This is a genomic window from Nocardia sp. X0981 (genome assembly GCF_977089955.1).
On sequence record NZ_OZ372435.1, the window covers coordinates 3,545,351 to 3,570,029 of the forward strand.

At 69.0% G+C, this 24,679-nt stretch carries 25 protein-coding genes and 1 pseudogene; 14 read left to right on the forward strand and 12 right to left on the reverse strand.

Annotated features, from left to right (window positions below; translation table 11 throughout):
- Positions 1-49: 49 nt before the first annotated feature.
- Together ACYR7D_RS15785 and ACYR7D_RS15790 are read right to left on the reverse strand one after the other, a co-directional pair.
- On the reverse strand, positions 50-688 hold the full coding sequence (locus tag ACYR7D_RS15785; protein ID WP_459545337.1) for a GNAT family N-acetyltransferase: 639 nt from the start codon (positions 686-688) through the stop codon (positions 50-52).
- 30 nt (positions 689-718) lie between these two features.
- Positions 719-1,897 carry a winged helix DNA-binding domain-containing protein gene (locus tag ACYR7D_RS15790; protein WP_459545338.1) on the reverse strand — a complete coding sequence of 393 codons (1,179 nt, stop codon included), beginning with the start codon at positions 1,895-1,897 and terminating at the stop codon, positions 719-721.
- A 108-nt stretch (positions 1,898-2,005) separates the two neighbouring features.
- Between ACYR7D_RS15790 and ACYR7D_RS15795 the strand changes: the two genes are divergently transcribed.
- Positions 2,006-2,980, forward strand: coding sequence for an alpha/beta hydrolase family protein (locus ACYR7D_RS15795; protein WP_459545339.1), 975 nt, complete (start codon positions 2,006-2,008; stop codon positions 2,978-2,980).
- A gap of 58 nt (positions 2,981-3,038) precedes the next feature.
- Here the strand turns inward: ACYR7D_RS15795 and hisH are convergent, their stop codons facing one another.
- The 7 genes from hisH to ACYR7D_RS15830 all read right to left on the reverse strand — a co-directional run bounded on the left by hisH (position 3,039) and on the right by ACYR7D_RS15830 (position 9,807).
- Complete coding sequence (gene hisH, locus ACYR7D_RS15800) at positions 3,039-3,671, reverse strand: imidazole glycerol phosphate synthase subunit HisH (protein ID WP_459545340.1); 633 nt, start codon at positions 3,669-3,671, stop codon at positions 3,039-3,041.
- Between the two features lie 202 nt (positions 3,672-3,873).
- Complete coding sequence (hisB, locus tag ACYR7D_RS15805) at positions 3,874-4,506, reverse strand: imidazoleglycerol-phosphate dehydratase HisB (RefSeq protein WP_459545341.1); 633 nt, start codon at positions 4,504-4,506, stop codon at positions 3,874-3,876.
- Positions 4,507-4,525: 19 nt separating this feature from the next.
- Positions 4,526-5,704 (reverse strand): histidinol-phosphate transaminase, encoded by a 1,179-nt coding sequence (locus ACYR7D_RS15810; protein WP_459545342.1) that lies wholly within the window; start codon positions 5,702-5,704, stop codon positions 4,526-4,528.
- Positions 5,701-7,038, reverse strand: a complete 1,338-nt coding sequence (gene hisD / locus ACYR7D_RS15815; RefSeq protein WP_459545343.1) for a histidinol dehydrogenase — start codon at positions 7,036-7,038, stop codon at positions 5,701-5,703. The genes ACYR7D_RS15810 and hisD overlap by 4 nt, the downstream gene beginning before the upstream one ends.
- A 97-nt stretch (positions 7,039-7,135) precedes the next feature.
- Positions 7,136-7,567, reverse strand: coding sequence for a hypothetical protein (locus ACYR7D_RS15820; RefSeq protein WP_459545344.1), 432 nt, complete (start codon positions 7,565-7,567; stop codon positions 7,136-7,138).
- 35 nt (positions 7,568-7,602) lie between these two features.
- Entirely contained in the window at positions 7,603-8,205 is a 603-nt protein-coding gene (locus ACYR7D_RS15825; RefSeq protein WP_459545345.1) for a maleylpyruvate isomerase family mycothiol-dependent enzyme, read from the reverse strand.
- A gap of 51 nt (positions 8,206-8,256) precedes the next feature.
- A complete protein-coding gene (locus ACYR7D_RS15830; protein ID WP_459545346.1) occupies positions 8,257-9,807 on the reverse strand; it encodes a protein kinase domain-containing protein in 1,551 nt (516 codons plus the stop codon).
- A 312-nt stretch (positions 9,808-10,119) separates the two neighbouring features.
- Here ACYR7D_RS15830 and priA point away from each other — a divergent pair, with 312 nt between their 5' ends.
- The 4 genes from priA to hisI are packed head-to-tail and all read left to right on the forward strand — an operon-like array spanning position 10,120 to position 12,877.
- A complete protein-coding gene (gene priA / locus ACYR7D_RS15835) occupies positions 10,120-10,851 on the forward strand; it encodes a bifunctional 1-(5-phosphoribosyl)-5-((5-phosphoribosylamino)methylideneamino)imidazole-4-carboxamide isomerase/phosphoribosylanthranilate isomerase PriA (protein WP_459545347.1) in 732 nt (243 codons plus the stop codon).
- Between the two features lie 24 nt (positions 10,852-10,875).
- Positions 10,876-11,745: an inositol monophosphatase family protein gene (locus ACYR7D_RS15840; RefSeq protein ID WP_459545348.1), complete on the forward strand. Its 870-nt coding sequence runs from the start codon at positions 10,876-10,878 to the stop codon at positions 11,743-11,745.
- A complete protein-coding gene (gene hisF / locus ACYR7D_RS15845; protein ID WP_459545349.1) occupies positions 11,742-12,515 on the forward strand; it encodes an imidazole glycerol phosphate synthase subunit HisF in 774 nt (257 codons plus the stop codon). The genes ACYR7D_RS15840 and hisF overlap by 4 nt, the downstream gene beginning before the upstream one ends.
- Positions 12,515-12,877, forward strand: coding sequence for a phosphoribosyl-AMP cyclohydrolase (hisI, locus tag ACYR7D_RS15850; protein WP_459545350.1), 363 nt, complete (start codon positions 12,515-12,517; stop codon positions 12,875-12,877). The genes hisF and hisI overlap by 1 nt, the downstream gene beginning before the upstream one ends.
- Before the next feature lie 7 nt (positions 12,878-12,884).
- Here hisI and ACYR7D_RS15855 read toward each other — a convergent pair whose 3' ends face one another.
- Together ACYR7D_RS15855 and ACYR7D_RS15860 are read right to left on the reverse strand one after the other, a co-directional pair.
- Positions 12,885-13,367: a MarR family winged helix-turn-helix transcriptional regulator gene (locus ACYR7D_RS15855; RefSeq protein ID WP_459545351.1), complete on the reverse strand. Its 483-nt coding sequence runs from the start codon at positions 13,365-13,367 to the stop codon at positions 12,885-12,887.
- 142 nt (positions 13,368-13,509) lie between these two features.
- Positions 13,510-13,974, reverse strand: a complete 465-nt coding sequence (locus tag ACYR7D_RS15860; RefSeq protein ID WP_459545352.1) for a peroxiredoxin — start codon at positions 13,972-13,974, stop codon at positions 13,510-13,512.
- A 65-nt stretch (positions 13,975-14,039) separates the two neighbouring features.
- Here ACYR7D_RS15860 and ACYR7D_RS15865 point away from each other — a divergent pair, with 65 nt between their 5' ends.
- The 9 genes and pseudogenes from ACYR7D_RS15865 to ACYR7D_RS15905 all read left to right on the forward strand — a co-directional run bounded on the left by ACYR7D_RS15865 (position 14,040) and on the right by ACYR7D_RS15905 (position 24,087).
- Positions 14,040-15,656 carry an anthranilate synthase component I gene (locus ACYR7D_RS15865; protein WP_459545353.1) on the forward strand — a complete coding sequence of 539 codons (1,617 nt, stop codon included), beginning with the start codon at positions 14,040-14,042 and terminating at the stop codon, positions 15,654-15,656.
- 65 nt (positions 15,657-15,721) lie between these two features.
- Positions 15,722-16,480: a TIGR02234 family membrane protein gene (locus ACYR7D_RS15870; RefSeq protein WP_459550180.1), complete on the forward strand. Its 759-nt coding sequence runs from the start codon at positions 15,722-15,724 to the stop codon at positions 16,478-16,480.
- 143 nt (positions 16,481-16,623) lie between these two features.
- Positions 16,624-17,442 carry an indole-3-glycerol phosphate synthase TrpC gene (trpC, locus tag ACYR7D_RS15875; protein WP_459545354.1) on the forward strand — a complete coding sequence of 273 codons (819 nt, stop codon included), beginning with the start codon at positions 16,624-16,626 and terminating at the stop codon, positions 17,440-17,442.
- Positions 17,442-18,734: a tryptophan synthase subunit beta gene (gene trpB, locus ACYR7D_RS15880; RefSeq protein WP_459545355.1), complete on the forward strand. Its 1,293-nt coding sequence runs from the start codon at positions 17,442-17,444 to the stop codon at positions 18,732-18,734. Before trpC ends, trpB begins: the two co-directional genes overlap by 1 nt.
- Positions 18,731-19,531, forward strand: a complete 801-nt coding sequence (gene trpA, locus ACYR7D_RS15885; RefSeq protein WP_459545356.1) for a tryptophan synthase subunit alpha — start codon at positions 18,731-18,733, stop codon at positions 19,529-19,531. The genes trpB and trpA overlap by 4 nt, the downstream gene beginning before the upstream one ends.
- 129 nt (positions 19,532-19,660) lie before the next feature.
- Positions 19,661-20,701 (forward strand): annotated as a pseudogene (gene lgt, locus ACYR7D_RS15890) (prolipoprotein diacylglyceryl transferase); the annotation flags it as partial.
- A 328-nt stretch (positions 20,702-21,029) separates the two neighbouring features.
- A complete protein-coding gene (locus tag ACYR7D_RS15895; protein WP_459545357.1) occupies positions 21,030-21,524 on the forward strand; it encodes a TM2 domain-containing protein in 495 nt (164 codons plus the stop codon).
- Positions 21,525-21,749: 225 nt separating this feature from the next.
- The gene (gene pyk, locus ACYR7D_RS15900) at positions 21,750-23,168 is read left to right on the forward strand and encodes a pyruvate kinase (RefSeq protein ID WP_459545358.1); all 1,419 of its coding nucleotides are present in this window, start codon (positions 21,750-21,752) and stop codon (positions 23,166-23,168) included.
- Positions 23,169-23,193: 25 nt separating this feature from the next.
- The gene (locus ACYR7D_RS15905) at positions 23,194-24,087 is read left to right on the forward strand and encodes an acyl-CoA thioesterase (RefSeq protein WP_459545359.1); all 894 of its coding nucleotides are present in this window, start codon (positions 23,194-23,196) and stop codon (positions 24,085-24,087) included.
- Between the two features lie 42 nt (positions 24,088-24,129).
- Here ACYR7D_RS15905 and ACYR7D_RS15910 read toward each other — a convergent pair whose 3' ends face one another.
- Positions 24,130-24,537, reverse strand: coding sequence for a hypothetical protein (locus tag ACYR7D_RS15910; protein WP_459545360.1), 408 nt, complete (start codon positions 24,535-24,537; stop codon positions 24,130-24,132).
- Between the last annotated feature and the right edge of the window lie 142 nt (positions 24,538-24,679).

Sequence of the window (24,679 nt, forward strand, 5' to 3'; positions counted from 1 at the left end):
CCCGGGGTGGGGCCGCCCGAAACGTCGGGCAACCGGAACTCCGTCCGCTCTAGCGGTCGCGGACCATGGTTCGCTGATGAACCCGGGCGCCGCGGTAACGCAACCCGGGCACCACGGGAGTGGGGCCGTAGGCGGTGAACCCCATCCGCTCGAAGAACCGAACCGCCCTGGTGTTCTCGACCAGGGTTTGCAGATGGCAACCGGGAGAATTCGTCGCGGCGAGCCGTTCGAACCAGCGCCGCATCAACCCCTCGGCCGCGCCGGTACCGCGGGCTTCGGGCGCGATATTGATGTGCAGATGCGAGGGCCAGCGCGGATCGTGGATTTCCCCGGCCGCCGGGGCGCGGCGCAGGGCGCCGGCCGCCGCGTCGAGGGTGCTGCGCGCGAAAAAGGCAGCCGGTCTTCGCCGCAGGACGAGGCGGTGCCGGCGGATGGCCCGTTCTATTCGCTTCGCCTCACTCGGAAAAGCGGCGGTATCGACACAGCCCGTGAGGTAACCGACCAGCGCACCGCCGTCTTCGGCCAGGAACAGGGACGCCGGTTCCAGGTCCATGTACGGCACGAGATAGATATCGGCCTCGGAATCCGGATCGCCCCAGAGACTTTCGGTCGGTGAACCAGCTCCGGCGCGGGCGAACAACCGCCGCAACGCCGCGCGGTCGGCATCCCGGAATTCACGAATTCGCATACTGGACAATCTACGTGCGCCCAGCCCGGTTCACGCCGTGAGCTCTCGTTCCAGCGGCGTCCGGAACCGGGGTATCGGCCGCATCTCGCCGAACCATCCGGCGGCCCGCTCGGCTTCGGCCTCGACCAGCGCCGCGGCCTCGGCCCCGATATCTTCCAGCAGCCGGGTGACGATCTCCCCGTCCCGGCGCTGCGCCCAGCCGCCGACGATCCGGCCGTCGTACCAGATACTGGGGCCGATATTGCCGTTGCGGTCGAACAGTCGCGACCGGTGCTCACCCACATACCAGTCGCGGGCCTGCCAGCCCATCGGAGTGGGATCCAGCGCGGGCAGCAGGGCGGCCCACGGCGGCGGTACCGGCACCGGTTCCAGATCGTCGGCGAGCACCAGACCGGTGGTTGCGCCGAGATCGACCTCGACGATATCGAGCCGGGCGAGCGCTTTGCGGACCGCGCCCAGCGGCCATCCGGTCCACCAGGTGATATCCGCGACAGGCGCGGGGCCGAACGCACGCAGCCAGTGCCGTACCAGTTCGGCCCGTGCCTGCTCCACCTTGAGCTCGGCGACAGGTGCCGGCAACCAGGTTTCCACCGGTGCCCACGAATACCGACTGCTCGACCAGGTGCCGTCCGGCCGCCCGCGCACGATCCGCCCCTCGACCCCGAGCAGGAGCAGGACCCAGCTGGTGATGTTCGTCGGCCGCGAATACGATTTCCCCGGAGCGGTGTTCACCTGGGTGCGCAGATCCGGAACGTCTTCGCTCAACTGTGCTCCGGTGGCGCTGCCCCGGGCGAGCAGCGCCCGATGGGTCCGCTCGGCCACCTCGGCGAGCCATCCCGCGGCATCACCGTTTCCGATCCCCGCCTGCTCCAGATAGCGTGCGTAGGTGCGCCGCTGGGCGGCCGCGAGATCGCCGCCGCACGAAGAGTGCAGTACGGGAACCGTTTCCACCGGCGCGACGAACATGGTGCGCCGCATGGCCAGCATGCGCAGCAGTGTCCGCTCCTCGTACAGTGCCCGTTCCACCTGCGCGGGACCGAGATCGCGTCCCCGGGCCGCTACGGAGAGGTGCACGGTCGCGGGGTCGGTGGCGTGCAGCACCACCAGCGAGCGCACGATATCGGTGACATCGTCGTGCCGGTACCCGGCGGCCAGCCGGTGCCGGATGCCCAGCCGCGCACGCCGCTGCGATTCGGTGATCGAAAGCATGGGCGGATGCTATCGGCGAGGTCCGACAGCAAGCCCGCGAGCACGAAATACCGACCGGCTCAGCGCGGTTCCCGCACCGGAGGCCCCGCGCATGCCATATTCGAAAGTATGAGCAGACGCGGAATGAGCTATGTGGCCGGAGTCCTGCTTCCGGCATTGATGGCGAGTCTGCTGGCCGCTGTGCCGGCAGCCGCGGCGCAGCCCTGTACGGTGCAGACCCGTCCCATCTCGGTACCGGTCGACGGCGAACAGGCCACCGGTCTGCTGTTCGAACCCCACCGCTGTACCCCCGCCCGGACTCTGGTGGTGGCCGCCCACGGGCACAACGGGTCCGCCGCCCAGTACTCCGAGTACCTCACCGCCATCGCCGCCCGCACCGCAACCCCGATCGTCTCCATGGATATGCGCGGTAGCGCGCAGTGGCGTACCGGGGAATGGAACCTGTGGGCCGGCTGGCAGGACCTGGTCGCGGCCACCCAGTGGTACAAGGGCACACATCCCGGGGTCGCCCGCACCATCCTGTGGGGCTGGAGCCAGGGCGCCATGACGTCGGGATTGGCCGCCGCCTACGGTCCCCCAGGCCTGTTCGACTACTGGGTGGACACTTTCGGCCCGTCGAATCTGTTCACCCACTTCGAGGGCCCCGCGGCCGACTATCCCGCGCTGCGGGCGCAGATCCAGCGCGACGCCGGCGGCTGCGCGCCCGTCGCCTGCCCACTCGCCTACGCCGCCCGCTCCCCGGCCCTGCAGGCGGGCCGGATGAACATCCGGCACGCCTTCCTCGTCCACGGCACCGCCGACGAGGTGGTGCCGTACACGGCCAGCCTGCAGATGCGCGCCGCCCTCATGCTGGCCGGTAAGCCCAGCACGCTGTACTCCATCGCCAGCGGCCGCACGCTGCACGGGGTGGTCGAACCGGGCCGCCACAACGTGGGTCCGGCCCTGTTCGAAGCGGGCTGCGTGGTGGAACGTCTCGTGCTGGGTACCGAACCCGTCGGTGTCGATCGCGATTACCTGGTGGATGTGGCCGCCGGTATCGTGGCCGTACCGCCGGCCCCGCCGAATGCCAAATGCGCGGCGTGACCCACCGTCGCGCACCGGCTTTCGGATCGCCGCGGTACCCGTTACCGCGGCGATCGGTTCACAGCGATCGCACCCAATTCCGCAGTAGTTGCGCTCCCGCGTCACCGGACTTCTCCGGATGGAACTGGGTGGCCGAGAGCGCACCGTTCTCCACCGCGGCCAGGAACCGGCTGGCACCGTGTTCGCACCAGGTGAGCCGGGGCGCGGCCAGGTGATCGCTCGGGGGCAGGTCCCAGGAACGGGCGGCGTAGGTGTGCACGAAGTAGAAGCGGGTATCGGGGTCCATTCCGGCGAACAACACGCTGTCCTCCGGCGCCTCGACGGTGTTCCAGCCCATATGCGGCAGGACCGGTGCGTCCAGCGAGTCGACGGTGCCGGGCCATTCGGCGCAGCCGGAGGTCTGCACCCCGAACTCCACGCCGCGCTCGAACAGGATCTGCATCCCGACACAGATCCCCAGGACGGGCCGCCCTCCGGCCAGCCGCTGACCGATGATCCGTTCCCCACGGACCGCACGCAGCCCGGCCATACAGGCGGCGAAGGCACCGACCCCCGGGACCACCAGGCCGTCGGCGGCGAGAGCGGCGGCGGGGTCGGCGGTCACCTCGACCTGTGCGCCCGCCCGCACCAGGGCACGCTCGGCGGAATGCAGATTGCCGGACCCGTAGTCCAGTAGAACCACAGAACTCATAGTGTCTTCTCCGTAGTTGATGCCTGTGGTCCGCGGAGCCCGTAGCGAAGGCGGAGGGGCCTGCTGGTGGGGTCTTTTTCCGTAGCTGATGCCTGTGGTCCGCGGAGCCCGTAGCGAAGGCGGAGGGACCTGCTGGTGGGGTCTTTTTCCGTAGCTGGTGCCTGTGGTCCGCGGAGCCCGTAGCGAAGGCGGAGGGACCGCATCAGAGTGCGCCCTTCGTCGACGGCACGCCCTGCACCCTCGGGTCGGGTTCGACGGCGGCCCGCAGCGCCCGGGCCACGGCCTTGTACTCGGCTTCGGTCACATGGTGCTGGTCGCGGCCGTAGAGCACGCGGACGTGCAACGCGATACGGGCGTTGAGGGCGATGGATTCGAACACGTGCCGGTTGAGCACGGTCGAATACGGGGCCCCCGGATCGTTGCGGCCGCGGACGGGAGCACCCGGGATCACGGCGTGCAGCAGATGGTCGGGTTCCCCGGTGTGCACACAGTACGGCCGGCCGGAGACGTCCACGGCGGCATGCGCCAGGGTTTCGTCCATCGGAATGTAGGCGTCACCGAACCGGCGGATCCCCTTCTTGTCACCGAGTGCCTGCCCGAGCGCCTGCCCGAACACGATGGCGGTGTCCTCGACCGTATGGTGTGCCTCGATCTCGATATCCCCCTCGGCGCGCACGGTCAGGTCGAAGCTGGCGTGGGCACCGAGCGCGGTGAGCATATGGTCGTAGAACGGGACACCGGTCGAGATATCGGTGCGGCCGGTGCCGTCCAGGTTCAGATCCACCACGATGCTGGATTCCTTGGTGGTGCGCTCCACCCGCGCGGTTCGGTTCATACTCACTTCCGGTCGGTGATCAGCTGTGTGCGATGAGTTCGGTAGCGGCCAGTTTCGCGCTGACCCGCAGGAATTCGTCGTTCTCGGCGGCCAGCCCGATGGTGGCGCGCAGATACCCGCCGATGCCTACATCGCGGATGAGCACACCCTCGTCCAGGTAGTGCTGCCAGGCGCGTGGTGCGTCGCGGAATTTCCCGAACAGCAGGAAGTTCGCGTCACTGGGTACCACTTCGAAGCCGTAGCCGGTCAGTTCCCCGGCCACCCGGTCGCGCTGCGCGGCCAGTTCGGCCACGCTCGCCAAAGTTTCGTCGGCGTGCCGCAATGCCGCGCGGGCCGCGGCCTGGGTGACCACCGAGAGGTGGTACGGCAATCGCACCAGCAGCAGCGCCTCGATCACCGCGGGTGCGGCGACGAGATAGCCGAGGCGCCCGCCGGCGAAGGCGAAGGCCTTGCTCATCGTCCGGCTGACCACGAGCTTCGCGGGGTAGCGGTCGATGAGACCGATGGCGCTCGGTGCGGACGAGAATTCACCGTAGGCCTCGTCGACGATGACGATCCCCGGGGCGGCCTCGAGGACGCGCACCAGATCGCCGGCGTCGATACTGTGCCCGGTCGGGTTGTTCGGGCTGGTCACGAACACCACATCGGGCCGCCGTTCGGCGATGGCGGCGAGCGCGGCCTCGATATCGATGGCGAAATCGGCACCGCGTTTCGCGGCCACCCATTCGGTATCGATGCCCTCGGAGATGATGGGGTGCATCGAATACGAGGGGACGAACCCCAGGGCGCGGCGCCCGGGACCGCCGAACGCCTGCAACAGTTGCTGCAGGATCTCGTTGGACCCGTTGGCCGCCCAGACGTTGGTGAGATCCACCGGGAAACCGGTCTGCCGGGTGAGGTAGGCGGCCAGGTCGGCGCGCAGGGCCACGGCATCGCGGTCCGGGTAGCGGTGCAGGTCGGCGGCCGCGGTACGGACGGCCTCGGCCACATCATCGATCAGGGCCCGGGTCGGCGGATGCGGGTTCTCGTTGGTATTGAGCTGCACCGGGACGCTGAGTTGCGGCGCGCCGTAGGGCGACTTACCGCGTAGGTTCTCCCGTAGCGGCAGCGCGTCGAGCCCGATACCGGCGCCGGGCACCGCGGCCGTGGTGGCGCTCCGCGCCGGGGCCACGGTGGCGTCGGGGGTGCGCGCGCTCATGACAGCGCCTCGAAACGCGCCCGCACCGCCTGCCCGTGCGCGGGCAGATCCTCGGCGTCGGCCAGCGCCACCACATGCCCGGCCACATCCTTCAGCGCGGCCTCGGTGTACTCCACGACGTGGATTCCGCGCAGGAACGTCTGCACACTGAGCCCGGACGAATGCCGCGCGCAGCCCGCGGTCGGCAGCACATGGTTGGAGCCGGCGCAGTAGTCGCCGAGGCTCACCGGGGCGTACGGGCCCACGAAGACCGCGCCCGCGCTGCGCACCCGGTCCGCGACCGCCGCGGCGTCGGTGGTCTGGATCTCCAGGTGCTCGGCCGCGTAGGCGTTCACCACCCGCAGCCCCTGCTCGATATCGTCGACGAGCACCGTGCCGGACTGGGCCCCGGTCAACGCCGCCGTCACCCGTTCCCGGTGTTTCACCACTGTCAGCTGGGCGGCCAGGGCGGCATCCACGGCGTCGGCGAGGGCGGGGCTGTCGGTGACCAGCACACTGGCGGCGAGGACATCGTGCTCGGCCTGGCTGATGAGATCGGCGGCCACATGGACCGGATCGGCGGTGGCATCGGCCAGGATCGCGATCTCGGTGGGGCCGGCTTCGGCGTCGATACCGACCAGCCCGCGGCAGAGCCGTTTGGCGGCGGTGACGTAGATATTGCCGGGGCCGGTGATCAGATCGACCGGTACGAGATCGGCGCCGTCGGTATCGGCACCTCCGTAGGACAGCAGTGCCACCGCCTGCGCACCGCCGACCGCCCAGACCTCCTCGACCCCCAGCAACCGGGCCGCGGCCAGGATGGTCGGGTGCGGGAGACCGCCGAACTGTTCCTGCGGCGGTGAGGCCACCACCAGCGAACCCACCCCGGCCGTCTGCGCCGGAACCACGTTCATCACCACGCTCGACGGGTAGACCGCGTTACCGCCGGGCACGTACAGCCCGACCCGCTCCACCGGAACCCAGCGCTCGGTGACGGTGCCGCCCGCCACCACTTCCGTGGTGGTATCGCTGCGTCGCTGGTCGGCGTGCACCGCGCGGGTGCGTTCGATGGCGACCTCGAGTGCCGTGCGCACCGGCGGATCGAGCCGGTCGAGGGCGGCGGCGAGTTCCGCGGCCGGAACCCGCACGGTCTCCGGGGTGACACCGTCGAATTTCGCGCCGAATTCCAGGGCCGCGCCGGTTCCGCGATCGCGAACCGCCTCCACTATGGGGCGCACCTGATGCAGTACCGAGTCCACATCGACCCCGCCGCGCGGTAGCGCGGTGCGCAGTTGCGCGGCGGTGGGAGTGCGACCGCGCAGATCGACGCGGGCGAGCTCGATACGGGATGTCATGGTGGTATCGGTCCTTGTCTGGCGGCTGGATGGTTACAGCACTGGGTGCTGTACCAGCCTATCGGGCCGATACCACGGGTTTTCCGGGCGGTCCGGGTCAGGAGATGCGGGTATGGACGAGATCCAGCTCGTGTTCCCAGGTGCGCGGGTCCAATTCGGAGTCCGAACGCTCCCAGGTGGCGTGGAGTGTGTTTCCGGTCTCGTCCAGGCTGCCGGTGAACCGCTGGGAGGCGCCGGGAGCGTCGCGCCAGACCCGCCACAGCGGCCCCTCGAAGGAACCGTGATAGATCCGGTGGCCGCCGTTCTGGTCGTGCTGCAGGATCACCAGCCGGCCGGGCGCGGCTTCGTCGGCGCCGACCACCCATATCCGGCTGGTCGACGGGTCGGGTGCCGTGTACCGGACCAGCAGGAAAGCCTCGTCGCCCAGCCATTCGATCGTGGTGCGTCCGGTCACCTCGGGGAACAAGGTGGTGGTCGTCTCCCATTCGCCGACCATCGCGGCCATCCCCGCGAGTCCTGATTCGATCATCTGCGCTCTCCCATCGGTGGAGCGAACTCGGATGTTCAGCTACAGCGGCGACGCAGTTCCGGGACCCCCGCGCCCTCGAGTTCGCCGAGGACGACCGGACGGCCCACCAGGGCCAACGCTAGCGCTTCGCCCCGGCCCCGCACCTCGGGTCCGGAGCCCTTGACCCAGTCGAGATCTGTCGCGACGAATCGTAATCCTCTGGTGTGCCGCCAGGGGCGCGCGAAGGGATCGGGTCGGTCGAGCACGGCCCGCAACCGCTCGGCCGGGATCTTCCGGGGCCGGCCCAGTGGACGGCGGATGTCCTGCTGATGGACCAGCAGGTCCGCCAGGCCGAGGCGCGGCCACAAGCGGGATACCGAGAGCGGGGCGGCCTCGAACTCGGCCAGCAGTCGCGCCGGGGCCGTGCGCGACCCCACGGCCGCCATGGCGTTGTTGACGCCGTCGATCGAGAAGCGGTTACGTATCGCGATCCCGGCGTATTCGGTCAGCGGGATACTGTCGTAGCGCAGATGCGCCACCAGTTCACGTACCCGCCAGCCGGTACACAGTGTGGGCGTATCCCATTCCGCCTCGGACAGTTCCCGCAGCAGAGCGGTCAGCTCGGCGCGCTCCGCGGCCAGCATCCCCCGGATATCCATGCCGCACACCATAACCCGGCACGTGACGGTGTGCCGGGGCGTCGATACGGGTCAGCGGGTATCGCTGTCGATCAGCAGGGTGCCCCCGGAATTCACGATCCGCAGCGTCGGATTACGGGTCTGCCCTCCGTAACTGAGGTTGTTCACCCGCATATCCACCGAACCGTCCGGATTGTTGCCCTTGTACGCCTCGATCCGGCTGAAGTTCTGCACCGTCCGGGTCGACCAGTACTGCTGGAACTCCTGCTGACTGCTGTAGACCTGCTGCGCGGCCGGGGTGAGCAGCGACCAGGAACCCGTGGGGTCGAGGTAGAACTGCTCGATCAACTGCCCGGCCTGCGACCACTCCACCTGACCGTTGCTGGGCGTGGAACCCAGTGCCGGAGCGTCCGCGGCGGTGGTGCCGGGGGACAGCGGCGCGCTGGAGGTCGCCGAGGTATCGGCGCGGGCGGAATTGCCGTCGTCGGAATCGGAGGAGTTGAAGAAGAGCACCCCGCCGACCACCGCGGCGCCCGCGATCCCGCCGATGAGTACCGCGCGGCGTACACCACCCGAGCGCGCGCCTTCCGTCACGGGTTGGGTGGTGGTGGGCGGTCCGGCGGGGCGGCGCGGCGCCCGGGTGTCCGGGGTGTCGGAGCGCTGGGTGTCCGGCCGGCGCCGGGGCGCCACGGGTTCGGTGGCGTCGCGCGACCATCCGGGCGCGGGCGATTCCAGGGTGCTCGCCGCGGCGCCACCCGTATGCCCGTTGCGGTCGAACGCCTCGCGCGCGGGCACGAAACCCGCGTGTTCGGACGTGGCGCCCTCGTAGCCCGCGAACCGGGCGAGCTGCTCGCGGGCCTCGCGCATATTCGGGCGTTCCCGCGGATCCGCGTCCAGCAGATCCAAGAGGAAATCGGTGGCGATCCCGGCGTTCTGCGGTTCGCTGACCTGGCCGTTGGCCGCCGCGTACAGCACCTTGAGCGGATTCCCGGAGCCGAACGGCGGTTCGCCCTCCAGCGCGTGGAAAAGCGTGGCACCCAAGGCGAAAACATCCGCGGCCGGTGTGGGGTCGGCGCCGCGGGCGACCTCCGGTGCCAGATACGCCGCGGTACCGCAGATCAGGCCGGTTTCGGTGAGGGTGACATCACCGGTGGCCCGGGAGATACCGAAATCGGTGATCTTCACCGTGCCGTGATCGTCGAGCAATACATTGCCCGGCTTCACGTCCCGGTGCACGATCCCGGCCTGATGCGCCGCGATGAGTGCCGAGGCCACCTGTTCGCCGATCCGCGCGACCTGCGGTAGTGGCAGCGGGCCCTGCGCCGACAGCACCTGTGCCAGGCTGCGGGATTTCATGTACTCCATCACCAGGCACGGATCGCCCCCGTGTTCGGTGATATCGAAAACCACAATGGCATTGGGATGCTGGAAGCGGGCCGCGTTGCGGGCCTCCCGGGTCGCGCGCTGCCGGAGCACATCGCGCTCGGCGGGCGGCAGGCTGGGTTTGATGTGGATCTGCTTGATCGCCACCGACCGCTGCAGACGTTCGTCGACGGCACGCCAGACCACGCCTGTGCCGCCGCTACCAATCTGCTCGACCAGGCGGTAGTGGTCCGCGATCAACTGACCGGTATCGATGGCGCCTACTCCGAACCTTCTCGAAATCGTGACATGCCGCGTCCTTGACCATTCACGCGTAACGCGTCCGTGACCTTCACGCGTTCGCCGACGAGTGTAGCTGGCACCCCGACCGCACCAGTGGGTGATATCACCTTGGCCGCGCCCCGCGCGTCGGGCGCGGCCGGTGGGGAGCGCGCCCGGCCCCCGTATCCGATGCGGGCGAACACCGGGCTACCACGAGCACCCGTGCCGCGCCGCGCTCGTGTGCGGACTGCGACTGGGGCTCGCCCGGCTGTACCTACTAGGCTGTTCCGGGTGAGTCTTGTGCTGTTGCCCGCTGTCGATGTCGCCAATGGAGAGGCCGTCCGCCTGGTGCAGGGCGCGGCGGGCAGCGAAACCAGTTACGGTTCGCCCCGCGACGCGGCCCTCGCGTGGCAGGAGTCCGGCGCCGAATGGGTGCATCTGGTGGATCTGGATGCGGCCTTTGGCCGGGGATCCAACCGTGAACTGCTCGCCGAGGTGGTGGGCGAGCTCGATGTGGCCGTGGAGCTGTCCGGCGGGATCCGGAACGACGAATCGCTGAAGGCGGCGCTGGCCACCGGTTGCGCCCGCGTCAACCTGGGGACCGCCGCGCTGGAGGATCCGCAGTGGTGCGCACGGGCCATCGGCGAATACGGCGACCGTGTCGCGGTCGGCCTGGACGTCCAGATCGTCGACGGTGAGTACCGGCTACGCGGCCGGGGCTGGGTCAGCGACGGCGGTGACCTGTGGGAGGTCTTGGAACGGCTGGAACGCGACGGTTGCTCCCGCTACGTCGTCACCGATGTCACCAAGGACGGCACCCTCACCGGCCCCAACCTGGATCTGCTGCGCGAGGTCTGCATGGCGACCGAGGCCCCGGTGATCGCCTCCGGCGGGGTCTCGGCCCTGGAAGATCTGACCGCCATCGCCGAGTTGGTACCCGACGGAGTGGAAGGCGCGATCGTGGGCAAGGCCCTCTATGCGGGCCGGTTCACCCTGCCCGAGGCGCTGGCCGCCGTCCGGTGACCGCGATGAACCGGGGCTGACGCGATGACCAGGGCAGAAACCGAACTGACCACCTTGCTGGCCACTGCCGCCGAGGTGCTCGACGGGGTGGGGCCGCGATTTCTCGAAGGGCGCGGCGCGCCCAGTGCGGTGGCGAAGGGCGCCCGTGATTTCGCCACCGAACTCGATCTGGAGCTCGAGCGGACCATTTCGGAACAGCTGGTGGCGCGGACCGGTATCGAGGTGCACGGGGAGGAATTCGGCGGGCCCGCGCTGACCGGTGGTACCGCCTGGGTACTGGATCCCATCGATGGCACGTTCAACTATTCGACCGGCCACCCGCTCACCGGCACCCTGCTCGCGCTGATCCGCGACGGCGAACCCGTGCTCGGCCTGTCCTGGTTCCCGCCCCTGGGGCTCCGCTACGCCGCCGTGGCCGGTGGGCCGCTGCTGCTGCACGGGGCCCCGCTGCCGCCGCTGGCGCCCGGGACGCTCGACGAGGCGATGATCGGTTTCGGTGCGTTCAACATCGAGTCCACCGGCCGGGTACCCGGATTGTTCCGGCACCGGGTACTGGGCGCGCTCAGCGCGCTGTCCTCCCGGGTGCGTATGCACGGCTCCACCGGAATCGACCTGGCCTTCACCGCGGCGGGCCTGCTGGGCGGCGCCATCGTCTTCGGGCACCACCCGTGGGACAACGCCGCCGGGGCGCTCATGGTGCGGTGCGCGGGCGGGGTGGTCACCGATCTCGAGGGCGCCGCGTGGAGCATCGAATCCGGGTCCGTGCTCGCCGCCGCCCCCGGCGTGCACGCCGAACTGCTCGATATGATCGCCGCCACCCGGGGCGGCGCGTACGGTGCCGCCTCCGGTGGTGTGGACACCGCCGCGGCTCGTGGCGGGGAGGAGAGCGTATGACGCTGGCCACTCGGGTCATTCCCTGCCTGGACGTCGATGCCGGGCGCGTGGTCAAGGGAGTGAAGTTCCAGAACCTGCGCGACGCCGGTGATCCGGTACAGCTCGCCGCCGCCTACGACGCCCAGGGCGCCGACGAACTCACCTTCCTCGACGTCACCGCCTCCAGCGGCGACCGCGGCACCATGCTCGAGGTGGTGACCCGCACCGCCGAGCAGATCTTCATTCCGCTCACGGTCGGCGGTGGGGTCCGCACCGTGGCGGATGTGGACCGGCTGTTACGCGCCGGCGCGGACAAGGTTTCGGTGAACACCGCCGCCATCGCCCGCCCGGAGGTACTGCGCGAGATGTCACAGCGTTTCGGTTCGCAGTGCATCGTGCTGTCGGTGGACGCCCGCACCGTTCCGGAGGGAGAACCCGCTACGCCGTCGGGCTGGGAGGTCACCACCCACGGTGGGCGGCGCGGAACCGGTATCGATGCCGTGGAATGGGCGGTGCGGGGCGCGGAACTCGGAGTGGGGGAGATCCTGCTCAATTCGATGGACGCCGACGGTACCAAGGCCGGTTTCGATCTGCCGATGATTCGCGCCGTGCGGGCCGCCGTCTCGATTCCGGTGATCGCCTCGGGTGGTGCCGGCGCGGTCGGCGATTTCGCCCCGGCGGTACAGGCGGGCGCGGATGCCGTACTGGCCGCCAGCGTATTCCATTTCGGTGAGCTGACCATCGGTCAGGTCAAGGATTCGCTGCGCGCGGCGGATCTGGTGGTGCGCTGATGAGCCTCGATCCCGCGATCGCGGTCCGGCTCAAACGCAACGAGGCCGGGTTGGTGGCCGCTGTCGCGCAGGAACGCGCCACCGGCGCGGTACTGATGATGGCCTGGATGGACGACGAAGCGCTGGCCCGGACCCTGGCCACCCGCCGGGCGACCTACTATTCGCGTTCCCGGCAGCAGTACTGGGTGAAGGGGAAGACCTCCGGGCATACCCAGTACGTGCACGAGGTGCGGCTCGATTGTGATGGTGACACGGTGCTGCTGGTGGTCGATCAGGAGGGTGCGGCCTGCCATACGGGCACGCACACCTGTTTCGATACCGATGTCCTGCTCGCGACCGGCGGGCGGGCGGAGGGAGCCTAGACCGTCGTCAGGGCTCCGGGCCCGGCTGCGTGGTGTGCCCCAGCGCCGTGGCGAGATGGACGGTGAGCGTTTCGCCCAGATCGGCCAGGGCCACCGTCTGCTCGGCGTCCAGACCGTCGAACACCAGGCGCCGTACCACATCCAGGTAGCCGGGCGCGGCCTCCACGACCTTCCGGTGACCTTCCTCGGTGAGCAGGGCGAGAACACCGCGCCGCCCGGTCGTCGCCATGCGGGCCGCCCAGCCCATTCGCTCGAGCTTCGACACCACATGCGAGAGCCGGGATAGCGATGAATTAGCTCGTAGCGCCAGCTCGCTCATCTGCAGCCGGCGATCCGGTGCCTCCGAGAGGAGGGTGAGCACCCAGTACTCGAAATGGGTCACACCGGATTCCCGCTGCAGGTCGGTGTCGAGGGCGCCGGGCAGTCGGTTCAGTAGTGCGACCACCGCGCGCCAAGCGCGCCCCTCGACCGGGTTCAGCCACTCCGTCACTAGTCCGCCTTCTCTCCGGCCCGGTGACGATCGCGGCAGTGGTCACCCGGCTACAGAGAGTTTGCCACGACTTCGCTCGATCATGTGGCATCTCCGAAATGATGGTGAGGTCATTCACAGCGCCGCCGCGGCGGCGGCGCGGTCACGCCCCGCTTCGCTCGCGGAGGAACTCCAGGGCCCGATCGGCGTGGACATTCGCGCGCAGTTCGCTGCTGATCACGGTGAGTATCCGGCGGTCGGTACCGATTACGAAGGTATGCCGTTTCACCGGCATCAGTTTGCCCAGCAGGCCGCGCTTGACCCCGTACCGTTCGGCCACCGCGCCGTCGGAATCGGAGAGCAGCGGGTATTCCAGCCGCTGCGCGCCCGCGAACCCCGCCTGCACATCCACGGCATCGGCGCTGATCCCGGCGCAGCTCGCGCCCAGCGCGGCGAACTCGGCGGTGAGGTCGCGGAAATGACAGGCCTCGGCGGTACACACCGGCGTATTCGCGGCCGGGTAGAAGAACAGGACGAGCGGGCCGCCGGCCAGCAGGGAGTCCAGGGAACGAAGAGCGCCGTTCTGATCGGGTAGTTCGAAAGCCGGGGCGAGGTGGCCGATCTGCATAGACGGACAGTACCGGGGTGGGCGCGTCGGCGGGGTATGTCGCACGGTCGCGGGGCGGAACTGGAATGATGGTGCGAATGCACGGCGCGAACACTCCCGCGACTACCACCCGCGACCGATTCCGCGAACTCGCCGCCGAACACCGGGTGGTCCCGGTGACCCGGAAGGTTCTGGCCGATTCGGAGACCCCCCTGTCGGCCTACCGCAAACTGGGCGGCGACCGCGCGGGGACCTTCTTGTTCGAATCCGCCGAGAACGGGCGGTCCTGGTCGCGCTGGTCGTTCATCGGTGCGGGTAGCCCGTCGGCGCTCTCCGCGGTCGACGGCGTCGCCACCTGGCTGGGTACCACCCCCGCCGGCGCTCCCACCGGGGGCGACCCGCTGGACGCGCTGCGGGAAACCCTCGAACTCCTGCGTACCGAACGGTTGCCGGGATTGCCTCCGCTCACCGGCGGTATGGTCGGTTACCTCGGCTACGACGCGGTGCGGCGGATGGAGCGGCTACCCGAATACGCCGTCGACGATCTGCGGCTCCCGGAAATGGTGCTCCTGCTGGCCACCGATCTGGCCGCGTTCGATCATCACGAGGGCGCGATAACCCTGATCGCGAATGCCGTGAACTGGAACGGTACCGCGGACAATGTCGACGAGGCCTACGACGACGCGGTCGCCCGGCTCGACCGGATGACCGCCGCGCTGGCCGCGCCCGCGCAGTCCACCGTTTCCGTTTTCGATCAGCCCGAACCCGAGTTCCGGCGCGCGCGCACCCCCGGCGAGTTCGGCGCCGGGGTACGCCGCCTGGTCTCGGAGATCGAGGCCGGTGAGGCATTCCAGGTGGTTCTGTCGCAGCGCTTCGAAATGGATTTCGGTGGCGCCCCCATCGACCTCTACCGCATGCTGCGCGCGGCCAACCCCAGCCCGTACATGTTCCTGCTGCACATCCCCGACGGCGAGGGCAACACCGCGTTCTCCATCGTCGGATCCAGCCCGGAAGCGCTGGTGGCGGTCAAGGAGGGGGTGGCGACCACCCATCCGATCGCGGGCACCCGCTGGCGTGGCGCCACCGAAGAGGACGATCTCCTGCTCGAGAAGGGCCTGCTGGCCGACGAGAAGGAGAACGCCGAACACCTCATGCTGGTCGATCTCGGCCGTAATGATCTGGGCCGGGTCTGTATTCCGGGTACGGTGCGCGTCACCGAATACCGGCATGTCGAGCGATACAGCCACGTCATGCACCTGGTCTCCACGGTGACCGGCCGGCTGGCTCCCGGCAAGGTCGCGCTGGACGCGGTACGCGCCTGTTTCCCGGCGGGCACCCTTTCCGGCGCGCCCAAGGTCCGGGCCATGCAGTTGATCGAGGAACTCGAACCCACCCGGCGCGGTGTGTACGGCGGCGTGGTCGGCTACCTCGATTTCGCGGGTGACGCCGATACCGCGATCGCCATTCGCACCGCCCTGCTCAAGGACGGGATCGCCTATGTGCAGGCGGGCGCGGGCGTGGTCGCCGATTCCGAGGCCGAATACGAGGACACCGAATCCCGCAACAAGGCGATGGCGGTATTGCGCGCGATCGCCGCGGCCCGGACCGTCCGGGCCTTCGAGGCCGGGGATCCCGGCCCCGACGACGGGATAGGCGAGGCGGAGCTGGAAGCCGCGGCCGCCGGCGCCGGAGGTGGTTCGTGACCCCAGGCGACAGAGACGAGCCGGCTCCCGCCCGGCCCACCCCCCGCGACTGGGGCGACGAGGACATCCCCCCCGCCCCCGAGCCGGCCGCGCGTGGTCGCTATCCGGTGACCGCTCTGGTACTGCTCGCGGTGGGCGCGGCCGCGCTGTGGGGTTCCTCCCGGCTCACCTGGGTCACGGTCATCTCTGCCGACGGTCTCACCGAACCCCGTACCGACGCACTGAACGGCGGGGTCTGGTTCGGCGCGCTGACACCGCTGGCGTTGGTGTTGCTGGCCGCCGTCGCCGCGGTACTGGCCACGCGGGGCTGGGTACGCCGGCTGGTAGGAGTGCTGGTCGCCCTGATCGCCGCGGTGAGCGCGGTGCCGGCGCTGGCGCTGCTCACCGGTTCGGGGGCGACCGAGCAGCGGGCGGCGGATCTCGCCGAGCTTCCCGGCCGCGCCCAGGTGACGGAGTTGGTGACGGCGAACGGCCCCGCAGCGCTCACCCTGGCCGGGGCGCTGGCGGCATTCGGTGCGGGGCTGCTGCTGGCCCGAATGCCCGCGGAAGCCCGGCAGCTGTCCGGGAAGTACGACAACCCGGCGACCCGTAAGGCCGCCGCCACCCAGGCGGTGCGGGAGCCCACCGGGGGGCCGCTGCCGGAGCGGGTGCTGTGGGACGCGCTGGACGCCGGTGCCGACCCGACCGCCGCCGAGCCCCCGACGGACACCGGCGACACGCCCGGAGCGCTGCCCGGAAACACGACCGCGGGGCGTCCCGCGGACGAAGACGAACCGGGGACGACCGGGCGGTCCGGCGCCCCGGGTACCGGCGATACCCCTTAGCAGGTCCGCCGGGGCGGGATGAGCAGCCCCCGGCGTCACCATCGCGCCCACTGCCCTTTACTCTTGTTCAGCATCGGTGAGACAGCGCCTGGGGGAATCCTGCAGGCAGAAACTCGCGTCTCCCCAGAAAGGATTCGAGCCAGATGACGGTACTCGACTCGATTCTCGACGGGGTCCGCTCGGATGTAGCCGCTCGGGAAGCGGTGCTGGACTTTCCCGCGGTGAAGGCAGCGGCCGCCGCCGCGCCGCCGCCGCTCGATGCGAAGGCCGCACTGCTCGAAGACGGTATCGGCGTTATCGCCGAGGTCAAGCGGGCCAGCCCATCCAAGGGGGCACTTGCCGAGATCATCGACCCGGCGAGCCTCGCCAAGGCCTACGAAGACGGTGGCGCGCGGGTCATCAGCGTGCTCACCGAGGGCCGGCGGTTCCACGGCTCGCTGGACGATCTCGACGCGGTGCGCGCCTCGGTCGATATCCCCGTGCTGCGTAAAGACTTCGTGGTCGGCCCGTACCAGATCCACGAGGCCCGGGCGCACGGCGCCGATGTGATCCTGTTGATCGTCGCCGCACTGGAACAGGACACCCTCGCATCGCTCATCGATCGCACGGAGTCCCTCGGGATGACCGCATTGGTGGAGGTGCACACCGAGGAGGAGGCCGACCGCGCGCTCACCGCGGGTGCCACCGTGATCGGGGTGAACGCCCGCAATCTCAAAACGCTGGAGGTCGACCGGGACTGCTTCGCCCGGATCGCCCCCGGCCTACCCACGGAAGTGATCCGGATCGCCGAATCCGGGGTCCGCGGTACCGCCGATCTGCTGGCCTACGCCGGCGCCGGTGCGGACGCGGTGCTGGTGGGCGAGGGCCTGGTCACCAGTGGTGACCCGCGTGCCGCGGTCTCCGAGCTGGTCACCGCGGGCACCCACCCCTCCTGCCCGAAACCGGCCCGGCGGGGGCGCTGATGACCACCGCCGATCGCTCGTCCACGAGCGCACCGCTGCCCCCCGCCAGTGCGGGGGTGGCCCACCGCAGCGCGCACGAACCCGATGAGGGCGGGCATTTCGGTGTCTACGGCGGCCGCCATGTGCCCGAGGCGCTGATGGCCGTGATCGAGGAGGTCACCGCCGAATACGAGAAGATCCGCCTGGATCCCGATTTCCTGGCCGAGCTCGATCGCCTGCAACGTGACTACACCGGTCGTCCTTCGCCGGTCTTCGAATGCACCGGCCTGGCCGAGCACGCGGGCGGTGCGCGCATCCTGCTCAAGCGGGAGGATCTGAACCACACCGGTTCACACAAGATCAACAACGTGCTGGGTCAGGCGCTGCTCGCCAAACGGATGGGCAAGACCCGCGTCATCGCCGAAACGGGTGCCGGCCAGCACGGGGTGGCCACCGCCACCGCCTGCGCCCTGCTGGGTCTGGACTGCATCATCTACATGGGTGCGGTCGATACCGCCCGCCAGGCGCTGAACGTGGCCCGGATGCGTTTGCTCGGGGCCGAGGTCGTGTCGGTGAACCTCGGTTCGCGAACCCTCAAGGACGCGATCAACGAGGCGCTGCGCGACTGGGTGACCAACGCCGAGGACACCTACTACTGCTTCGGCACCGCCGCCGGACCGCATCCGTTCCCCATGATGGTGCGCGATTTCCAGCGGGTCATCGGGTTGGAGGCCCGGGCACAGGTGCGGGCCCTGACCGGGCGCCTGCCCGATGCGGTCACCGCCTGTGTGGGCGGCGGTTCGAACGCGATCGGTATCTTCCACGCCTTCATCGATGATCCCGGCGTGCGCCTGGTCGGTTACGAGGCCGCCGGTGACGGAGTGGACACCGGCCGCCACGCGGCCACCTTCGCGGGTGGTTCGCCGGGAGCCTTCCAGGGCGCCTACTCGTACCTGCTGCAGGACGAGGACGGCCAGACCATCGAATCGCATTCCATCTCCGCGGGCCTGGACTATCCCGGTGTGGGCCCCGAGCACGCTCTGCTCCGGGATATCGGCCGGGCCGAGTACCGGCCGGTCACCGATGCCGCGGCGATGGACGCCCTGCTGCTGCTGAGCCGGACCGAGGGCATCATTCCGGCCATCGAGTCCGCGCACGCGGTCGCCGGGTCGCTGGAGCTCGGTCGCGAACTCGGTGCGGGTGCGATCATCCTGGTGAACCTGTCGGGCCGGGGCGACAAGGATATGGACACCGCCGCCCGCTGGTTCGGGCTCTTCGACGATCCGGATACCGGCAAGGAGAACGGTCAGTGAGTTCCGAATCGCGTCTCGGCGCCACTTTCGCCACCTGCCGTGCCGAAGGCCGTGCCGCGCTCATCGGCTACCTACCGGCCGGTTACCCGGATCTGGAGGGTTCGCGTCAGGTCGTACGGGCAATGGTCGAATCCGGCTGCGATATCGTCGAAGTCGGGGTCGCCTACTCCGATCCGGTGATGGACGGGCCGACCATTCAGGCCGCCGCGGAGCAGGCACTGCGCGGTGGGGTCCGGGTACGCGACGTCTTCTCCGTGGTCGAGGCCGTGACGAGCGCGGGTGCTCAGGCGGTGGTGATGACCTACTGGAATCCGGTGCTCAAATACGGCGTGGACAGGTTCGCTCGCGATCTGGCCGCGGTCGGTGGCGCGGGCCTGATCACCCCGAATCTCATTCCGGAGGAAGCCGGGGAGTGGTTCGCCGCCTCCGCCGCCCATGCCCTGGACCGCATCTTCCTGGTGGCTCCGTCCTCGACCGAGGAGCGGCTGGCCGCGACCTTGGAGGCCAGTTCGGGCTTCGTCTACGCCGCGTCGACCATGGGTGTCACCGGTGCCCGGGACGCGGTCTCGTCGATGGCTCCCGCGCTGTGCGGCCGCATCCGCGCGCACAGCGATATTCCCATCGGTGTCGGCCTGGGGGTGCGGTCGGGGAAGCAGGCAGCCGAGATCGCCGGCTACGCCGACGGGGTGATCGTCGGTTCGGCACTGGTCTCGGCCGCGGCCGAAGGCCTGGAAGCGGTCCGCGCTCTCACCCGCGAACTGGCCGACGGCGTCCGCGCGGCCACCGTCGCTTCCTGACCCGCGCGCCGGGTCCGTGACACACGCGGACCGGAGGCCGATCGTGCGGCAGGGGTGGTCTCGGCTACGGTTGCCCCCGTGACCGTTCAAGCCGTATCGGAAACCGCCGCCGGAACCGCCGGCGCAGCCGTGCACGCCGTCGATCTGCTGGCCTTTCTGCCCAGCCCGCCACAGGGTGTCTGGGAGATCGGGCCGTTCCCGCTGCGGGCCTACGCGGTCTGCATAATCCTCGGCATCATCGTCGCCATCTGGTGGGGCGAGAAACGCTGGCGTGCCCGTGGCGGGGAGGCCGGGACGGTACTGGACGTCGCGGTGTTCGCCGTACCGTTCGGGCTCATCGGCGGCCGGCTCTATCACGTGGCCACCGACTGGCAGAAGTACTTCGGGGCCGACGGCGACCCGATGGACGTGCTGAAGATCTACCAGGGCGGCCTCGGCATCTGGGGCGCGGTGTTCTTCGGTGCCGTCGGCGCGTGGATCGCCTGCCGGATCTACAAGGTTCCGCTGCCCGCGCTCGGTGACGCCGTCGCCCCGCCGATCCTGCTGGCCCAGGCCATCGGCCGGCTCGGCAACTATTTCAATCAGGAACTCTATGGCCGGGAAACCGATCTGCCGTGGGGGCTGGAGATCTATCTGCGTTTCGACGACGCGGGCCGGCTCGACATGATGAACGGTGTTTCCTCGGGCGAGGTGTATTCCATCGTGCACCCCACCTTCCTCTACGAACTGCTGTGGAACCTCCTGGTGGTGGTGGCCCTCGTGCTCGCCGATCGGTGGTTCCGGATCGGCCACGGCCGCTTGTTCGCGCTGTACGTGGCCGGCTACTGCTTCGGCCGGTTCTTCGTCGAACTGATGCGTGACGACGAGGCCACCCAGATCGCGGGTATCCGGATCAATTCGTTCACCTCCGCGCTGGTATTCCTCGCGGCCGTCGCGTATTTCCTGTTCGCCACCAAGGGGCGCGAGACTCCCGGACAGCTGGCTCCCGGCGCGGGACCGCGCCCCTGGCCGTGGCAGCTGGGCGCGTTGCGTGCCGCGGGCACCGGGGAACCGGCCGAAGCCGGTACCACCGACGATGCCGAGAACGAGGACGAGGACACCGTCGCGGGGGAGTCGGAGGCCGGTGACGAACCCGCCGCCGAGGCGCGACCCGAGGACAGCACATCGCGGACCGGTGCCACCGAGAAGGCCGAGGGTTCCGGAGAAGCCGAGAACGGTGGAGGATCCGGGAAAGCCGTGAACACCGAAAAGAACTCGGAATCCGGAAAAACCACCGGTGCGGCGGAACCGTCCGCGGATGTGGACGATTCGGCGGAGCCGTCCGGAACCGCCGAGGTAGCGGCGGAAGAGGAGTCCACCCGGCCCGCCGAATCCACTGTTCCGCGAGCCGAATAGGACGTCGTTCGGCGGCCGGCGCGGTCGTCTGGCAGCATCTTCTCGCAGGGGAGGCGACAATCGGTTGTCCTCCGCTGTCGGGGGCACACGTAGAGGAGGAAGAATGACCGATCCGTACCAACAGGGCGGACCGCAGTACGGCCCGCCCGGGACCGGCCCGGATCTGAGTAAAGGACCCGGCGCGCCGGGGTACGCGTCGCAGCCGCAGCAGCCGTATCCGTCGCAGCCGCAGCCGTACCCGTCGCAGGGCGGGCCCCAGTACGGCGCCCCGGGCTACGGTCAGCCGTCCCCGGGTTACGGTGCCCCGATGGGGCCCGGCGGGTACAACCCGATGGATCCCGAAGCCCCGTACGGGCGCGATATGAACGGTGTCCCGTATTCCGACAAGCAGAAGCTCACGGCCGGTCTGCTGCAGATCTTCCTGGGCAGCTTCGGCGCGGGGCGTTTCTACATCGGTGACACCAGCACCGCCATCTTCCAGATCGCGGCCACCTGGCTCACCTGCGGTCTCGGCGGTATCTGGCCGTTGATCGACGGGATCATGATGCTCACCGGTAGCGTGCAGGACCCCCACGGACGTCCGTTGCGCGAGAACTAGGCCGATGCCCCGCCGCGGACCCGGAACCCCCGCGGGTCCGCGGTGTTCGGTCTCGGACCGGCCGGAACCGTATCGCGGAATTCACCTCCGGATAACAGCATGCTCGAGCTCGTGGTCCACGATGGTTCGCGCGGCGTTGGGCCGCGGTTCACCCCGGTGTTCCCCTGTCGATCGGCTCCGCGGGCCGGGCGGCGCGGAACATCTCGGCAGGATTAGGCTCGACACGTGATGCGACGGACGAAGATTGTGTGCACTCTCGGCCCGGCCACTGCCACCGAGGAACGTATTCGAGAGCTCGTCGAGAGTGGTATGGATGTCGCCCGGCTCAATTTCAGCCACGGCGAGCACTCCGACCACGCCGAAAACTACAAGAAGGTGCGGCAGGCCTGCGATGATCTCGGCCGCGCCGTCGGCATTCTCGCCGATCTGCAAGGCCCCAAGATCCGGCTGGGTCGCTTCACCGAGGGACGCGCCTTCTGGGCGACGGGCGAGATCGTCCGGATCACCGTCGACGAGATCGACGGTGATCACGACCGCGTCTCCACCACCTACAAACAGCTCGCCGACGATGCCAAACCCGGCGACCGGTTGCTGGTCGACGACGGCAAGGTCGGACTCGAGGTGATACGCGTCGAGGGCGCCGACGTGGTCTGCGAAGTCACCGAGGGCGGCCCGGTCAGCAACAACAAGGGTGTTTCGCTGCCCGGGATGGATGTCTCGGTGCCCGCGCTCTCCGACAAGGACATCGAGGATCTGGAATTCGCGCTGAACCTCGGCGTCGATTTCATCGCGCTGTCGTTCGTGCGCTCGCCCTCGGATATCGAACTCGTCCACGATGTGATGGACCGGGTCGGCCGGCGCGTGCCGGTGATCGGCAAACTGGAGAAACCCGAGGCCATCGACAATCTCGAAGCCGTGGTACTGGCCTTCGACGCGGTGATGGTGGCCCGCGGTGATCTCGGGGTGGAACTTCCGCTCGAACAGGTACCCATCGTGCAGAAACGGGCCATCCAGATGGCCCGGGAGAACGCCAAGCCGGTGATCGTGGCCACCCAGATGCTGGAATCCATGATCGAGAACTCGCGGCCCACCCGGGCCGAGGCCTCGGATGTGGCCAACGCGGTGCTCGATGGCGCCGACGCGGTGATGCTGTCCGGGGAGACCTCCGTCGGCAAGTATCCGATCGAAACCGTGCGCACCATGGCGCGCATCGTGCACGCCGTGGAGGCCGAATCCACCAACGTGCCCCCGCTGACGCATGTACCGCGCACCAAACGCGGCGTCATCTCCTATGCCGCTCGCGATATCGGGGAGCGGCTCAATGCCAAGGCCCTGGTCGCCTTCACCCAGTCCGGTGACACGGTGCGGCGGCTGGCCCGGTTGCACACGCCGCTGCCGCTGCTGGCGTTCACCCCGCTTCCGGAGGTGCGCAGCCAGCTGGCGCTGACCTGGGGCACCGAAACCTTCATCGTGCCGACCGTGGACAGTACCGATGCCATGATCAAACAGGTCGACCAGGCGCTGTTGAGCATGAACCGGTACCGCAAGGGTGACCTCGTGGTCATCGTGGCCGGTTCCCCACCCGGTACCGTCGGTTCCACCAATCTGATCCATGTGCACCGCATCGGCGAGGAGGACCACTGATGCCCCAGGACCGCGGAGAAGCCCGGTGAGCGCGCCGGCCGGCGAAGCGGAGACGGACAACCACACCGATCTCGATACGCTGCTGGAACTGCTGGACCTCGAGGAGGTGGCCGAGGACGTCTTCCTCGGTCACCACCCGCAGAAGGTGTCCAGCCGGACCTTCGGCGGCCAGCTGGTGTCCCAGGCCGTCATCGCGGCCGGCCGGACCGCCGGCCGCCGCCCGATCCACGCGTTGAACGCGCATTTCGTACGCGGCGGCGATGTGAAGAAGCCGATCGAGTACCACGTGGAGCGCCATCGCGACGGCCGGGCGTTCGCCAACCGGACGGTGACCGCCACTCAGGACGGCCAGGAGCTGTTCGTCATGCTGGCCTCGTTCCAGGAGTGGGGCAAGGGCCTCGAGCACGCGCACGCGCGGCCGGAGGTACCCGATCCGGAGACCTTGCCTCGTATCCAGGAGAGCTTCGCCGGTTTCGAGGACAAACTGGAGATGTTCGTCAATGCCCCGCATCCGATCGATATGCGCTACACCAACGATCCGGCCTGGATCCTCAAGGGCACCGGCGAGAAACTCAACCACAACCGGGTGTGGATGCGTGCCGACGGCACTCTGCCCGACGATCCGCTGATCCATGTCGCCGCGTTGAGCTACTCCTCCGACACCACCGTGCTCGATTCGATCATCACCACGCACGGTCTGTCCTGGGGCCTGGATCGTATCGTGGCCGCCACGGTGAATCATTCGATCTGGTTCCACCGGCCGTTCCGTTTCGACGACTGGGCGCTGTACGCGACCGAGTCCCCGGTCGCCGCGGGCTCGCGTGGGCTGGCGACCGGGCGTTTCTATTCCCGGGCGGGCGAATTGCTCGCCACCACTGTGCAGGAGGGTGTGATCCGGCATTTCCCGTCCCGCGGGTGAGGGGGCAGGAGATACCGGGGATATCCGAGGGTCGTTACCGGGTCAGAGACGTTCCGGTAGCAGCGGCTCGAGATCGAAATCGGTGCGCTGTTCGGCGCTGAACGTGTACGGCGCTGCGGGGCCCAGGGTGTCCAGGGCCCGCAGCAGCCGGTGTTCCAGCGCCAGAACGGAGGAGTCGGTGAGCTCTTCCGGATCGCCGACCAGGCTCAGCACGATTTCGAAAGTGGCGTGCCCGCACGGTTGCACACCGGGATTTTCCGCCCGCCAGCGGTTGTCGAACTCCCGGTGCCGCGGGTCGTCCTCGGCAACCGGTTGGGTGAAACGCCAGGCGCAGATATCACCGTCGGCCACATGGTCGGCCAATTCCGCCCTGACGGTGTCGACGAGCCGTTCCAGGTTTTCCGGTGTCACATAAACATGAAGCGAAACATCCGAAATGCGTTTCGGCATGTCTGATTCCTGTCGTGTGTCGAACCTTCAACGGGGGATTCGCGGATCGATGTTCCGGAGCGGAAGTGTAGTGCCCGCCGAGCGGAAAGTCAGGGGCCGGTCCTGATTCGTTACCCGAGGGAGTGCGCGTACAGCCGTGCCA

What these genes read in the sequence shown, in the direction of transcription:
- ACYR7D_RS15785 (WP_459545337.1), bottom strand. Translation starts at nt 688, where the DNA reads ATGCGAATTCGTGAATTCCGGGATGCCGACCGCGCGGCGTTGCGGCGG.
- ACYR7D_RS15790 (WP_459545338.1), bottom strand. Translation starts at nt 1,897, where the DNA reads ATGCTTTCGATCACCGAATCGCAGCGGCGTGCGCGGCTGGGCATCCGG.
- ACYR7D_RS15795 (WP_459545339.1), top strand. Translation starts at nt 2,006, where the DNA reads ATGAGCAGACGCGGAATGAGCTATGTGGCCGGAGTCCTGCTTCCGGCA.
- hisH (WP_459545340.1), bottom strand. Translation starts at nt 3,671, where the DNA reads ATGAGTTCTGTGGTTCTACTGGACTACGGGTCCGGCAATCTGCATTCC.
- hisB (WP_459545341.1), bottom strand. Translation starts at nt 4,506, where the DNA reads ATGAACCGAACCGCGCGGGTGGAGCGCACCACCAAGGAATCCAGCATC.
- ACYR7D_RS15810 (WP_459545342.1), bottom strand. Translation starts at nt 5,704, where the DNA reads ATGAGCGCGCGCACCCCCGACGCCACCGTGGCCCCGGCGCGGAGCGCC.
- hisD (WP_459545343.1), bottom strand. Translation starts at nt 7,038, where the DNA reads ATGACATCCCGTATCGAGCTCGCCCGCGTCGATCTGCGCGGTCGCACT.
- ACYR7D_RS15820 (WP_459545344.1), bottom strand. Translation starts at nt 7,567, where the DNA reads ATGATCGAATCAGGACTCGCGGGGATGGCCGCGATGGTCGGCGAATGG.
- ACYR7D_RS15825 (WP_459545345.1), bottom strand. Translation starts at nt 8,205, where the DNA reads ATGGATATCCGGGGGATGCTGGCCGCGGAGCGCGCCGAGCTGACCGCT.
- ACYR7D_RS15840 (WP_459545348.1), top strand. Translation starts at nt 10,876, where the DNA reads ATGACCAGGGCAGAAACCGAACTGACCACCTTGCTGGCCACTGCCGCC.
- hisF (WP_459545349.1), top strand. Translation starts at nt 11,742, where the DNA reads ATGACGCTGGCCACTCGGGTCATTCCCTGCCTGGACGTCGATGCCGGG.
- hisI (WP_459545350.1), top strand. Translation starts at nt 12,515, where the DNA reads ATGAGCCTCGATCCCGCGATCGCGGTCCGGCTCAAACGCAACGAGGCC.
- ACYR7D_RS15860 (WP_459545352.1), bottom strand. Translation starts at nt 13,974, where the DNA reads ATGCAGATCGGCCACCTCGCCCCGGCTTTCGAACTACCCGATCAGAAC.
- ACYR7D_RS15865 (WP_459545353.1), top strand. Translation starts at nt 14,040, where the DNA reads ATGATGGTGCGAATGCACGGCGCGAACACTCCCGCGACTACCACCCGC.
- trpC (WP_459545354.1), top strand. Translation starts at nt 16,624, where the DNA reads ATGACGGTACTCGACTCGATTCTCGACGGGGTCCGCTCGGATGTAGCC.
- trpB (WP_459545355.1), top strand. Translation starts at nt 17,442, where the DNA reads ATGACCACCGCCGATCGCTCGTCCACGAGCGCACCGCTGCCCCCCGCC.
- ACYR7D_RS15895 (WP_459545357.1), top strand. Translation starts at nt 21,030, where the DNA reads ATGACCGATCCGTACCAACAGGGCGGACCGCAGTACGGCCCGCCCGGG.
- ACYR7D_RS15910 (WP_459545360.1), bottom strand. Translation starts at nt 24,537, where the DNA reads ATGCCGAAACGCATTTCGGATGTTTCGCTTCATGTTTATGTGACACCG.